The 14,272-nt window shown below is 56.2% G+C and carries 9 protein-coding genes; 3 read left to right on the top strand and 6 right to left on the bottom strand.

Features of this window, described 5'->3' with window-relative positions:
* The first annotated feature begins 116 nt into the window (after positions 1-116).
* Positions 117-1,211 (top strand): hypothetical protein, encoded by a 1,095-nt coding sequence (locus Pla100_RS15710; protein ID WP_146578647.1) that lies wholly within the window; start codon positions 117-119, stop codon positions 1,209-1,211.
* Between the two features lie 167 nt (positions 1,212-1,378).
* Positions 1,379-2,554: a hypothetical protein gene (locus Pla100_RS15715; protein ID WP_146578648.1), complete on the top strand. Its 1,176-nt coding sequence runs from the start codon at positions 1,379-1,381 to the stop codon at positions 2,552-2,554.
* 309 nt (positions 2,555-2,863) lie between these two features.
* Here the strand turns inward: Pla100_RS15715 and Pla100_RS15720 are convergent, their stop codons facing one another.
* The 4 genes from Pla100_RS15720 to rho form a co-directional block, all read right to left on the bottom strand.
* Positions 2,864-5,602 carry a hypothetical protein gene (locus Pla100_RS15720; RefSeq protein WP_231603109.1) on the bottom strand — a complete coding sequence of 913 codons (2,739 nt, stop codon included), beginning with the start codon at positions 5,600-5,602 and terminating at the stop codon, positions 2,864-2,866.
* On the bottom strand, positions 5,545-5,871 hold the full coding sequence (locus tag Pla100_RS15725; protein ID WP_146578649.1) for a DUF6793 family protein: 327 nt from the start codon (positions 5,869-5,871) through the stop codon (positions 5,545-5,547). The genes Pla100_RS15720 and Pla100_RS15725 overlap by 58 nt, the downstream gene beginning before the upstream one ends.
* Before the next feature lie 346 nt (positions 5,872-6,217).
* On the bottom strand, positions 6,218-6,688 hold the full coding sequence (gene ribH / locus Pla100_RS15730; RefSeq protein WP_146578650.1) for a 6,7-dimethyl-8-ribityllumazine synthase: 471 nt from the start codon (positions 6,686-6,688) through the stop codon (positions 6,218-6,220).
* Between the two features lie 54 nt (positions 6,689-6,742).
* Entirely contained in the window at positions 6,743-8,158 is a 1,416-nt protein-coding gene (gene rho, locus Pla100_RS15735; RefSeq protein WP_146578821.1) for a transcription termination factor Rho, read from the bottom strand.
* A 545-nt stretch (positions 8,159-8,703) separates the two neighbouring features.
* Here rho and Pla100_RS15740 point away from each other — a divergent pair.
* On the top strand, positions 8,704-9,924 hold the full coding sequence (locus Pla100_RS15740) for a hypothetical protein (RefSeq protein ID WP_231603110.1): 1,221 nt from the start codon (positions 8,704-8,706) through the stop codon (positions 9,922-9,924).
* Positions 9,925-10,189: 265 nt separating this feature from the next.
* On the opposite strand, the gene Pla100_RS15745 is transcribed toward Pla100_RS15740, so the two are convergent.
* Together Pla100_RS15745 and Pla100_RS15750 are read right to left on the bottom strand one after the other, a co-directional pair.
* Complete coding sequence (locus Pla100_RS15745; RefSeq protein ID WP_315853479.1) at positions 10,190-12,028, bottom strand: alkaline phosphatase D family protein; 1,839 nt, start codon at positions 12,026-12,028, stop codon at positions 10,190-10,192.
* A gap of 528 nt (positions 12,029-12,556) precedes the next feature.
* Positions 12,557-14,140, bottom strand: a complete 1,584-nt coding sequence (locus Pla100_RS15750) for an IS110 family transposase (protein WP_146578653.1) — start codon at positions 14,138-14,140, stop codon at positions 12,557-12,559.
* Positions 14,141-14,272 lie beyond the last annotated feature (132 nt).

Consider the following 14,272-nt stretch of genomic DNA (forward strand, 5'->3'; position numbering starts at 1 on the left):
ACGCTTCCAACGAGAGTCAGATTGTACCGAATTATTCGATTGACCTGAATTTTCGGAAATAAACGGCCGATCAAATCAGATGGACGACAATCTGAGTACCCCAGGACGCAAGAACGATGCGCATCGAACTCACCAAACGCAATCTTTCCGCCGATCAACCTCGCCGCGCCTCACGTGCTCGGTGGGGAAAGCGTGCCCTGTTGGTCACTTGTTTGATCACTCCAATGCTTTCGACGGGCTGCCGTAGCGGCAAACCCGGTTGGAATTTGTTCGGCCGTCGAGGTGAACCGTCGGCAGAAATGCTTGCCGGTTCCGGCCCCACGCTGACTTATCCCGCTCCGCCATCTGCCAAGGCAACGCCTGAAGCCATCGCATCGATTGCTGGCGGAACGGCAACGCCGACACCCAGCACGCCGACGACGCCCAGCATGGGAGTTCCCGGTGTAACACCGCCAGGCGGTTCGAACCCCTATGCCTTGGCGGGGAACCAGACCGCACCGCCGGCCTACGCGATCCCCGGATCGACGCCGCCACCATCGACCGCCGCTTCGGCCAGTCCGACTCCCAGTTACGCTGCCGCAGCCGCCAACGGGTATGCCGCCGGAGGCACTCCGATTGCCTCGGGGACGACCCCGACCCAATCCACCGCTTCGGCCAACAATTCGACCGGCTCGGTCGCTTCCGCCCCGGCCACTCAAACCAAACTGCCCAGCGGTTATCAACTTGCCGGAGCCTCGCCGCCTGCGACGACTTCTGAAAAGACGAGCACCGACGCGGCACCCAAAGCGAACGCGTTCGCATTGCCGGCGATGAATTCGCTCACCCCGTCGCGTTTAGCCGGCGGTCAAACGGCTTCGGGTCAAACGCCTGCAAGTCCTTCAGCGACGAGCGCGTCGACCTACGCCAATGGCGGTGGGTTTACCTTGCCGTCGGGCATCGTGGCAGCTCCCTCAACGACGCCACCGACGGCCTCCGCGACTCAAGCGGACATTGGCACTGCGGTCGCCGCATTGGGCGCTTCTCCGACCAGCACATCGAAGCCAGCGGGAGCCTCATCCCCGCTATCGACGGACGCAAGTTCCAGCCCCGAATTCAAGTCCGCGACCGCAACGAAAAGCAGCTCGACGAACACTTCCGCTGGTTCGGTTCGTCCGGCTGGTTACATGCCCGGCAGTACCAGTGCGTCGAGCGGATATCCCATCCAGCGATAGGTGGAATCCCTCAAGGACGCCACGCCGCGTTGAGCGTCCTGTTTTCGTTTTGCAGCGTAGCCGCCTCACGGAAACGAGCCATTGTTCGCTACAATTGAACAGCAGCCACCTCGTTTTCGTACTTCATCGGTCTGCACCCGAAGCCTACCTGCCTCCCAAAGCCCACTATGCTGCGTCTTCCATCTCTGTCCCGGTTCGTTCGAACCGCGTCACTGTTCGTCATTGTCGTGTCGGCGATTGTTCCCTCCAAGTTGGCGTTCGCCTGCCCGTTTTGTAGCGCCGTCGCCCAAACCTTGCGTCAGGAAATGGAGGCGATGGATGCGGTCGTCATCGCGACGGCCACCCAAAGTGACGCCACCCGCAACGCCGACACCGGCGAAGTGGCCATGAAAGTCGAGTCCGTGCTCAAGGGAGCCGAGCATGTCGAAGTCGGCACGGAAGTCCGTGCGGTCTATTTTGGTGACGTTGCACACGGTCGCCGATTTTTACTTTCGGGCGTTGACCCCAATGACATGCAGTGGTCCTGTTTGCCGCTGACGCCGCGAGCGGAATCGTACGTCGCCAAAATTCCCGAATTGGCAAAACAAGACGATGCGACGCGACTTCGGTTCTACATGCAATACCTCGAAGACGAAGACTCGATGTTGTCGCGTGACGCATACGACGAGTTCGCAATCGCTCCGTATGCCGCCGTCCAAGAGCTGAAATCTGACATGGACCGTGGACAATTGATCGAGTGGATCGGTGATGAGGAAATGTCACCGGACCGCAAGCGATTGTACCTGACCATGCTCGGCGTCTGCGGGACGAAGGACGACGTGCCGATGTTGAAAGACATGCTAATGAGCACGCAAAAGACGGCTCGTACCGGATTGGATGCCTTGATCGCTTGTTACTTGACCCTTTCGGGCGAAGAAGGACTGGAGTTGATCGACAAAGAGTTCTTGGTGAACAAGAAAGCGTCCTACGCCGACACGTACGCGGCAATCATGGCGATCCGTTTTCACGGAACCGAAGGCGGTGTGATCGCTCGGAGTGCTTTGGTCGAATCGCTGCATCACATCCTTGATCGCGAGGACTTGGCCGACTTGGTCATTCCCGATTTAGCCCGTTGGCAAGATTGGAGCCAAGTCGAGAAGTTGAAAAACCTATTCTTGGCCGCCGACGCTAACAACAATTGGGTGCGTGTGCCGGTCATCAATTACCTGCGGGCGTGCCCCAAACCTGAAGCCGCCGAGGCGATGGAAGAACTCAAGAAAGTGGATCCTGAAAGCGTTCGGAGGGCCAACACGTTCTTCGCGATCCCCAAACCGGCCTCCGAAATCAAACCGAGCTTGCAGTAGCCGCATCCAAGCCGGTCGGCACGTCGATTAATCGTAACCCGCTGCGTAACGGCGTGTTGATTTAGTGAGCCGACGGTGGTAGCCGCGGGCTTTACGGCAAACAAGCCACCATTCGGAACCCGTGGCTAGCGGTCTGTTGATTTAGTCGTTTAACGGCAAGCCGCAGGCGATAGAGCTTGAGAACGCAGACGCCTGCGGCTTGCCGTTAAACGAAAACGCCCAATCGTGCACTAAATCAACAGCCCGCTAGCGCCATCGGCTCACAAAAACTGACGAACGCACTCAATCAACAGCCTGCAGTATTTCGGTTCATTCCTTTGGCCGGAAATCGTCTTTCAAATTCTCGTCCGGTTGAATCGCGGGACGATGTGGATAATCCAGGTGAACCACGACAACGGTCTGCGATCGCACTTGTTGGCAATCGGGTGAAATCGTCAAACCTCCCAGTGGTTGATCGATACGAGCGATGAGTTTGGCTGATCCCAGTTCGGTATTGGCGGGCGACATCAATCGTTCGATCACGTCGCTCATGCCCATCGGCAGATCTTGCGCGGCATTGATCGCCGGAACTTGATTAAGTTGATAAGACTTTTGGCCGTTGGAACTGAGTTCGCCGATCGACGCGAAACTCATCACGCCGTCCATGTCTCGCTCGACGAGATATCCGTCGAGTAGATTGAGATTGGATTGATTGAGGACCTTGCCGCTGTGCGGTAGACGTTCGCCATCGTTTCGATCGATCCGGATCGCCCCTTCGACATCAATAAATTGTTCGACGTGCAGGGCGCGGAACGAATTACTCCCCACCGCAATGCCTTGCATCGCGATGCCGGCTTCGTACCCAAATTTCAATTCCGGTTCACCGCTTGTAAACATGCCGTCGTTGCGTTGGCCGGATTTGGATTCGATCACGCTGATCGCCGCGTCGGGGCTATCGAAGTCAATGCGGTACTGGCTCGCGAGTGAGTTGTATAGACCGAGCACCCGGGTCAAATGACCACGCGAGTGATCGCGGGGAATCTCGAGCATCGCGATTTCGTTGCGACTGCGGGCGAACCCGACATCGAGCTGCGCGGCACGTGCGACGTACAATGCCCCCAAAACCGACAAAGGAACGACCGCCAGCCAAGCCCACTCCAAGCGACCGAGCAATCGGAAAACGATGTAGTTAATCGGAATCAAGACGATCAAGTAGATCAAAAGGCTGCGAAACACCAGTTTCGAATCCGGGATCGACATGCCGACTTCACCGACGAGGGTTTCTCGGCACCAAACAATCAACGGGCTGTCGTCTTTCCATCCACCCAAGCCGCTGACCGGATGCGTCCATAATTGCGGAGCGATCCATGCGGAGAGCGGCGAAGTCTTGTCCGTCGTCGGGGTTTCATCGGCGTCGACATCGTCTTCATTCGCATTGGGCTCGATTGTCTCAACATCGTCTATCGTTCGAACAAAGGTGCTATCGCGGGACGCGAATCGAACGTTCGTGTTGATCGCCGGGTGGACTTCTTCAGCGGAAACACCCACAAAGTATTGACGCAGCGGCGGAAGGCCATCTGCGTCAGCAGTTTTGGACGACTCTGAGTTTTCTGCGTTTGATAACCCTTGGGGAACCGGTTCATTCGCTTCGCGTTGTAGGTTCATCGCCTGTTGGTCGACGCGATATTGACGAGGCGGTCGGGCCAGGATTGCGGTATTGAAAAAACTGTCGTAGGACGTCCATGAAGTGATCCAATCGCTGAGCAAGTCGATGCGGCTTTGCACCACCCGTCCCCGCCCGACCCGACGTTCCCACAGGATTCCGCCGTTGCCGATCGGAGTCGCCGCGACGTGCGGGCTTCCCGCCAGAGTGATTTCGGGCGTTTCACCTTGAAGGCCTTCGACGATCTTGCCGATCGAAAGATCGGTCGGCACGCTGAGCGAACGCAAGAACTCGGCAGCGGGATCGGCGGCGAGTTCCTCGCTGCCATCGTTGACGATCGGTAGGTACGGTGCCCAAGCCTTGTCGCTCAACGCGTCGGCGGCGCGAACACCGTTGACAACGAGTGTTCCGCCGAAATGCAACCAATCGACAATAGCGGTCGATTGCGACCGGGTGAGTGCTCGCGTCGGCAGGTCATCCCAAAACAATACCGACGTGGAGGTCCAGTCCAACGCGGTCTCGGCGATCGGCAACACGCCTTCGGTGGGCGGGATGACGATACGATAGTTGTCCCGAGTTTGATAGAACGACAAGTCGTTTTGATAGGGTCGGACCCAATCGGCCGTTTGCAATCGCGTGAACCGTTCGGCTCGATCGGTCAAAACGACCATGAAGTAAGTCTGAGCCTGCAAGGCGGCGAACCGCGATGGTTCCAAGAACATCCGACTCGTTGAATCGGTCGCCACGAACTCGCCACCCATCGCGACCGCTTCGATCGCTTTCCTCGGTTCCATGGGGGCTAGCATGCGTGTGTCGAACCGTCGTAGTTGACCTTTGGGTAGCACGACGGGACGCTGTGTCACGATGGATTTCGCGAGAGCCGACCGGGGCGTGATCGAATCCGGCAGGTTGACCTCACCAGCCGGAATGATCGCATTGGCGTCAATGAATTCGCTCGAAGGCTTGAGGGCTTCGCCGGACGTCTGCACGAATCCACGACGGTCGTCGCGGTTACTGCGGAGGGCAAACCCGACCGTCGTCCAATGACCCGGTTTGATAAACCCGTCAGGCGAGCCACCCGTCCCCGCGTCCGCCCGGCTGATCGGATACGCCTGGGTAGGTCGAGAAGTGAACGCAGGGAGTTTGGTCGTTTCGTCGTCAGCAGTTTCGTCAGGTGACTGGGTCCAACGGCATCCGTCACAACCGGCCATCAACGGCATCACCATGACGATGATCGACAACCATTGCCGCCAAGTCGGCCGAGTCGAATTAGCGTCTTTGGAAACCAAGCTAATCGAACCCGCATTCTCCGAGTTCGCAGTATCCAACCCCGAGCGGGCCGGGTGACTCACCACCCCATCACCATGTTCGATTCGATCGCGCGGCGAGCTTGATCGACGTCGCATCCGGTTTCCATCCGGTACAAACGGATCGCGTTGACCTTGTCACCGGCCGACTTGCTCAAGCAATCCCGGGCGATCATGCAGGGGTCCAAAGTGCGATCGGTCAAACCCAGCGCTCCTTTACTGATGACCCAAGAATTTCTCGGTCGTTTGGTCATCCGCAAAAGCTCGTCTTCGGGGTAGGCTTCGTCGACCACTTCGCGGGCGGCGGCTTCATCGTCGGCCCAAGTGATGATGATGTGGGCGTCGGTTTCGATTTCGAAAAGAGGCATGACGGGACCAACTCAAGGGGAATCACGGGTGAAGCGAAAATGAAGATCGCGGGACAACGCCACCAGCATAGGCAGGACAAGGCCAGCGGGCAAACCGAGGTCCTAGTGCTTCGTCAAAATCTAATTTTAGGGTGAGCCGAACGCGTTAGCGTCGGGCGTTGAGCAATGCCTGCGGCTAGCGGGCTGTTGATTTAATCGTAACCCGAAGCGTCAGCGAGGGATTGAACGCTATTAAATCCTTTGTAGGTATCCCTCGCTCACGCTTCGGGTTGCGATGCAAACTAAATCAACAGCCCGCTAGCGTCGGCCCACTTCACTAACCCTAATTTTAGGGTTTGACAAAGCCCTAGCGAAGTTTCAGACCCAGACGCAGCATCTCCAGGACGGCCTCGGCGGCCTCGTGGCCTTTGTTTCCGACGGTTCCGCCACTCCGCTGGATCGCCTGTTCCAACGTATTGCAGGTTAGCAAACCGAATCCGACCGGGCGAGTGCTGGCAATGGATTGCCTCATCAACGAATCGCTGACGGCTCGGTTGATGTGTTCGTCGTGGGTCGTTTCGCCTCGGATCACGCAGCCCAACGTGATCGCGGCAAGCACGTCGGGATGTTGAAAAGTCTGTTCGACGGCCAAACATAATTCCCACGCCCCCGGCACACGAATGATCCACAAACGATCCTGAGCGATGCCAGCGGCAGTCAACGTTTCGATCGCGGCGGCCAACATCGAATCGCAAATCGATTCGTTGTAACGGCTAGCAATAATCGCGATTCGGCCCGTGGGGATCTCTCCGCTGGTTCCGTCGATGGATGGTGTCACGGCGTCGTTTCTAAGTGAGGGAATGGATTCTAAATCAACAGCCCATTAGCGGAACTATCCTTCCGGCGGAATGCTGAGCAACAACTCGGCGTTATTTTGAGTCGTTTTGACCTTCTTGACCAGCGTATCCATGGCATCGGCGGGGGAAAGCTCGGCGAGCGATCGTCGCAGCGATTCGATTCGCTTGTATTCTTCGGCGTCGAACAGGATCTCTTCCCGTCGGGTGCCGCTTTTGGAAATATCGATGGCCGGCCAAATGCGACGGTGGACGAGGTCGGCGTCGAGCACGATTTCCAGATTCCCCGTCCCTTTGAATTCTTCGAAAATTACATCGTCCATTCGGCTACCCGTGTTGACCAGCGCGGTGGCCAGAATCGTCAACGAGCCGCCTTCCTCGACCTTCCGAGCGGAGCCGAAGATGGCCTTGGGTTTTTGCATCGCGCCCGCGTCGAGGCCGCCGGAGAGCAATTTGCCGGTGGACGATTCAAGATCGCTATTGAACGCGCGAGCCAAGCGGGTGATCGAGTCCAAGAAAATCACCACGTCGGTCCCCGATTCGACCATCCGTTTGGCCTTTTCGATGACCATTTGAGCGACCTGGATGTGTCGCGCGGGAGGCTCGTCAAAGGTGCTGCTGATGACTTCGCATTGCGAACAACGAATCTCTCGTTCCATGTCGGTGACCTCTTCGGGCCGCTCGTCGATCAACAACACGAACACGTAGGCGGCCGGGTAGTTTTTCAGGACACCTTGGGCGAGATGTTGCATCAACAGCGTCTTGCCGGCCCGTGGCGGGCTGACGATCAAACCACGTTGGCCGAATCCGATCGGGGTGAGCATGTCGACAATTCGCGTGCTCAGTTCATCGGACTGGTGTTCCATGACGATCCGGGTTCGCGGATGCAGCGGGGTCAATTCGTCGAACGGAATTTGTTTCTGTCGACGTGAGGGTTCCTGATGATTGATCGCCTCGATCCGCAGCAGCGCGAAGTAGCGTTCGTTTTCTTTAGGCGGTCTGATTTGCCCGGCGACGTGGCTTCCGGTGTGCAGTCCGAAGCGGCGGATTTGACTCGGCGAGACGTAAATATCGTCGGGGCACGAGAGATAATGGTATTGAGCACTTCGCAGAAATCCAAAACCGTCGGGCAGGATTTCCAGCGTCCCTTCGCCGTACATCAACCCGTTGCCGCTCATTTTGGTCTTGAGCAAACGGAACACGAGTTCTTGTCGGGGCAATCCGGCAACGTCTTCGAGCCCATCCTGGCTGGCCATGGCCAACAACTCCGGGTGACTCAATTGCTGCAACTGGACCAGATTGAGCCCGGAATCTTGCTCATTGGGCGTGGGGATTCCGACTCGACCGCCAGCTTTGGTGACCTCGCTGACGATTTCTTCGGGCAGGGAAAGTGGATCTCGTTCGGCGTCGAGTTCGCGGACGCGTTGATCGACTTCCTTATCGGGATGGCGCATACGAGGTTGGCCGCGACGTTTGTCGCGTGCCGACCGTGGCGAGGAGGAGGGTTCCATGATGAGAAGAACCGGTCGGTGGTGGGAGAAAAGAGCGGGAGGAAAAGGCGACCGCGCGAAACACGACGATCAGTGGAACACCAACTAGAAAAGAAAGCGTTCGAGGATGGAGGGAGGGGGTGATCGGAGAGAAAAGCGTTCGATCTCCCCCCAGTTTAGCCAAACCGGCTCGAGGTGTCAGCATCGTTTTTCTGCGGCTTTTCCAAAGGCCAAAGCGATGCCCTTAATGTCGCCGGATCGGCCCACCGTTGGCATTTGGCAAAATAATCGGATTAGTCCGGACATTCGGCTTGTCAGGTTTTTGGCGGATTTGCGGTTTTGACCGATATTCCGGTTAAGCCTTCGGGACCCGATCGACCGATACTACCGTCACAGCCCGAACCGGATGACTCAATCGGAGGCTCCTGCGGGCGCCTGGGCGTGACGGCAACTCTAAGCATGACGGTGGAACAACGATGTCGGTACGGAAACTGACGGCTAAACTAACGATGCTCCTGGTTTTGATTACCGGCGATGCCCTCATCGGACATTCCCGCGTATCCGCACAGACCAGTCTGTTGCCATCGGCAGACCCCTTCGCCTTCGAGCCAGACTTTCAATGGTTCGAGCCGATTTACGAAGCGGACATCATGGACATGAAGCCCAAAAAACGGGCTCACTCGGGATGGTTCGCCACCTACGATAAACTAAACCTGTGGGGCAAACGCCCGGACTCGGTCCAGGATGACGGTGGGTTCGAGGACGACTATAAGCTCGACGAAGGCAGCGGTGATCGCTACGAAGTCGGTTACATGCATCCCGACGAAGATACCGGAATCCTGTTTTCCTACATGGATCTCAGCGTTGCGGCCCGTGACGGCAGCCGGGTCGATCGCATCAACCGACTCAACGAAGCGGATTTGGACGGCGAGCCACTCTTCGCTCTTGGTGGCAACCGATTCGGGTTGACGGTCTTTCCTGAAGACGGCAATGTGTTCGGCTTTTCCCGTCGATTCTACGACATCGGCCGTTCGCTCAACAATTTCGATATGAACAGCGTGGAGCTGAACAAGACCTGGCGATTGGAACCCTACCATTACGGCGGTATCCTCGAGCCGATGGTCGGTGTTCGTTACATCGACGGCGACGACCGCGGCTTCTTCCGAAACTACGCTCGCACCCGTGACGTCGATCTACCTCTAGTCGTCGGCTTGCCGCCCTACTTCACCGACCTCGGTGTTGACGACGAGGCGATCGAACGCTTGACCGAAGACATCTCCGATATCGAGAACGATATCTACACCATGCAAGCTGGATTTCGTTACTTCAAGTTCATGAATCGTTTCCGGTACTCGGCCGAATTCCGCACCTTCGCCGGTTTGAACCTGCAGTGCCTGAAGCAGTACACTCGGGTCACGACTACGCTTTACGATGGGTTCGACATTGGTGCGGAAGTTCAGCAAAACTTGACCACGACAACGCCAATCGAATACACCCGCAACGAAGAGTTCTTCATCGGTTACGACATCCGAGCCGAAGTGGGTTACCAACTCACGCAGATGGTCCATGTGCGAGGAGGATTCCAGCTCATCGACTTGGCACTCGGACTGTGGCGAAACGACCGGAGCTTCGGATCGCAAGACCAAGACGAACGAATCGACGACGGCGATAACCGGGAGCAAAGTTTCCTGGCAGTTGGGTACACCTTCGGCTTGGAACTGAATCGTTAGATAAGCTTGTCTGGTGAAGTGATTCGGTTGATTAGCCGATTTGACGCTAGCGGGCTGTTGATTTAATCGTAACCCGCTGCGTCAGCGAGGGATAATTGATATTGACTCATCCCTCGCTTACGCGTCGGGTTACGATAAACCAATGCCACAGGCAAAAGCGCAACTTCAAAAACTCACGCTTCGGGTTGCGATGCAAACTAAATCAACAGCCCGCTAACGCCCAAACGGCTAATTCAGTTAAGCGGAAAGACATCACCGGACGTGCTTATCGTTCCAGCGAGACGGCTTCGGCGTAAGCCAATTCTCCAGTCCAACCGTCGTAGTATTGAAACACGACTTGCGGATGCGGGTAGGCGACCAAGCGTTTGCCACCCAGCTTGGGTGGCATGTTGAAGACGTTGTTCAACTGTACGACGCAAAAATGCGGGTACAGTCGATCAAGTCTCGGAATATCCGCGAGCACGTAACTACTCCACCGGATATCGCACTGGCGCGGGCCGAATTGAAATAAACCCGTGGCCGGTCGGTTGCTTTCATCTAGCGAAGGGACGTGGTTGACGCTGTTGTGAGGGCCGCAACAGAACTCCCAAACGTTGTCGGTGACCTTGATCGCGAAACTATTGTGCAAGTCGCCGGTCATCACAAACACTTTCTTGCCCATCGCGTCCCAGGCATCGATCAACATCTCGCGTTCGTCGAGGAATCCGGTCCAAGCTTCCTCTTTGTTCTCCGCGTCGGCTTCGAAACCGCCCGCGCCGCTGTGCGGGATCATCATCGGAACCGATGAAATCACGAAATAGAAGTCCGCATCACTGGCCTTCATGCTATCGAGCAACCATTTCCGCTGAGTCTCGCCGATCATCGAAACGCCTTCTTTGTCACGCTGCGAAACATCGTGCATGTCACGATCGCCGCGAGTATCGAGCAAATAGAATTCGCAATTAGCAACACGGAACTTGCCGTAACTGCGCTGGCCGATGGAATAGCTCACCGTGTCGTCGCTCTTGGCGGGCATGTGTAATCGCAACGTGTGCTCGTCGACCACCTCGATGATGTCGTAAACGTACGAGTTCTTGTTTCCGTCATCGTTGTCGTACTTCATGTCGTTGATGCCCGCTTCGGCGGTCCCCCAATGGACATGCAGGTTCAACATCTGATCTAAGGGCAAGTCTCGGAAATTCGTTTCAGGATCGACGAGCAAGTCGCTGCCGGCGGACAAACGGGCCTTACCGAAATGCAGACGTTGATTGGATACCATCGGGTTGGCCCAACCGAGGTAATCGTTCCAAGCATAAGTTCCGATGTCGCGAAAGACCGTCCGGCGATGTCGCTTGCCCGCCTCCGACGCACCCCAAATGTCGTTGACCAATTCGTGATCATCGAACGTGAAATAGCTAGGCACGTTGCGATGCCATTTCGCGAGGTCCGACTGCCGCGATAAATAAAGCTTGTAGTTCTCCCAAACGCCCGCGAGCGTCGGCATGACCTTCAACGCATCGGGAACTTTTTCAACGCCGTTGGTCAACCGCCACGCCTCAACGGGATAGTCGCGAAGTTCTTCGTACAACCAATCTCCGTTCATGATGTGAAAGTCGACCTTGTCGGCCCACTGGGCGTTGAGATGCTCGTACGTGGGTGACGTGTGTCCGATCCCATGCATCGGGTTTTGATTCGCGCACGAGCCGATCTGAAATCGAAAATTGAACAACCCCTCGGGGTTGTGTTCCGATAGAGATGATTCCTTGGACGGTAGCGTCCGGAATGATCCGAAATCACCTTGAGGGTAGTCACCGACATAGACCCGATAGTAGTATCGCGTGGACGGTTCCAGATCCGTCAACATCACAACGCCCGTATTATCGTGCTCCAGTCGCGTTGTCGCCGGTGGGCTTTCAAGCTGTGACGCATCCCCGCCATGAGCGAGCGGAGCGACGGTGCCGTACCGAACGGTGAACTGGCCTGGATCCGACGTCCGTGCCCACACGGCGATGGACTCCGAGCCCGCCTGACCGAGCATCGGACCATGGGTCAAGCGAATCGGATCTCGCTGAGCATGAACGGACGGGACGAACGCGGCAAACAAAAGCGTGGTCGACATGACCATGAAGATCGATCGGATCATGGGCGGATTCATCAAAGGGGTAGCGACAAGAACAAGGAAAAAGTGGCATAGGCTTCCAGCCTTTTTATACCCCACATCTTTTTTGACCCCCACGAGCTCGTCTCGTGGGTGAATATGTCTAGCTTGCCAACCTCGGCTTCCTGCCAGACGAGCTGGCAGGGGAGCAATCCATGAGGACTTGTGGGGTATAAAAAGTACTGTCATATCCAGAATGAAAATTCGTGATGCGCGCGTACATCTAGCGGCACTACCTTTAGGGTAGTTTTTTTGATACTCCATGTCCACTGTTTGTCGGCCGGCCAGCACGGCTCGGTCAGCTGGGTTGGTTCATTCTCGCCACCCTGGTAGATATCCGAAGCTCTGAAAGCCCCACACTGTCTTATCCGGCGTTTGAACCGCTAACAGAGCATCACACTTTAGCACGGGCTTGTTCGGCTGAGGCAAGCTCAACCAGATATCCCTCGGCATGCGACGATGTTGTTAGTGTGCTTGGCAGCACGACAAATCAGTTCAAGACTCCAGAGCTTCGGACGATTGTGATTCTAGCGGATCTGCAGTTCCCACTCCAAGTCGAAGAAGCAGATTGATCAAAAGGTCACCGATCGGTTGAGGCCCACACCGCTTCTTGGCAGCGAGTTCTGCAAGCGGTTTGGCTTCGCTAGCGTAGGTCGATTTGGGCAGCCACAAAAACGCTTCATTCATGTCCGCGATCATCTGTTCCAGGTCACTGTGGTGGTCACGGTGGAACTCTCGAAGCTTTGAAAGGATCGCTTCCCGGTCGACGCCTTTGCCTCGCCAAATCTGACGACCACCGACAAGCTGATACACCATCCGATTAGCTCGGTTGGCGATTCGCACATGACGGTCACGAGGATCCACTTTTTGCTTCTCCCAGTAAGCCGATAAGCCGCGATAGTACGGATGACACTTGATCAAATTTTTGGCCACCATCATGCAGGCCGCTCGCAAACGGCGGTTGGCAACTCTCGCTAGACCGCCTTGGCAATCGACTTGGTCGCTTTGGTAACGTGAGGGATACAAACCGGCCCGACCGTTGATCGCTCGCGGTGACGCATAGTGTTCGATCGGTCCGGCCTCCCCCGCCAAACTGGCTGCCGAGACGACATTGATCCCGCGTACGCTCATCAAGAGCACATAGGGCGTTCTTACCAAAAACCCCGCCATTTCCCGTTCCGTTGAGCCGATTTGCTCAGTGAGCAATTCCCACAAAGCAATCAACTGTTGCCACTGGACGCTGAGCATCGCTTGAAGATCCGATGGCTCTGCGGCGATTTTTGACCAAGCGACAATTCGTTCGATGGTTGGTTGTTGAAAGCGAACTTTTTGCTTGCGGAGTGATTCAGCAATTTTGAAAGTTCCGGCTTTGGCGATGAAAGCCGCAGAGGGAAACGCTTTGGCGACGGGGATGGCGATCGACTTTTTAAAGAAGTGATGCTGGATAAATAAATCCGCAAAACCCGGCATCGTTTGATGAATCAAAATGCGGATCTGAACCTGCAGTTTGGCTCGCTGCTTGACCAAGTTCACGCGGTGTCGACTCAGTGCCTGAAGCGACTGATAAACCGGATCGACCGGTAGCAGCGAGAGGCCGTATCCGTTGATCGCGGCGTGGAAGATCGCTTCGAGATCGTTCTCGTCCGTTTTCAAGTTTGGATGCAAAGGTTTGCGATAGTGCTTCGATGCGAACGGATGAACGGTTCGGGTGTCGAAGCCTGCTTTGCGTAGGGCTGCTTGGACCGGACGGTGGTAGACGCCGGTCATTTCCACAGCAGCGATCGAGTCGGTAATGTTGAACTCTTTGAAAGCACCATGGATCTGCCCAATCATCGCGTCGAACGCTCCACGTTGGTGTTCGACGGGGGTGGGTTCAACGAGCACCTTACCGTAGTAGTCGCAGATCATCCACACCGATCTGGCCTTGGCGCAGTCGACCGAGATGACAGCAAAGTGCTGCGGCCCGGCTTCTCGAATTCTTGCCTGGATGACTCCTGCTGGCTTGCCGATGTAGCGGCTGGGGTTGGTCTTGGTTGGCTTGTTGGATTTCCGATTTCGCTTTTGAGTGGCGGTTGCCATGAGAGAATTCCTCGATTGAAGGGCGGAAGCTGATTCCTTCAATGAGAGCACTGAGACTGCCCCAGGGATAGATTTTGGCTATCTTAGGTACATACCAGGCTAGAAGCCTATGCCACTTATTGTTCACGCGAT

Origin of the sequence: Neorhodopirellula pilleata, assembly GCF_007859915.1 — a bacterium.
In the GTDB taxonomy this organism is placed as follows: Bacteria; Planctomycetota; Planctomycetia; order Pirellulales; family Pirellulaceae; genus Rhodopirellula; species Rhodopirellula pilleata.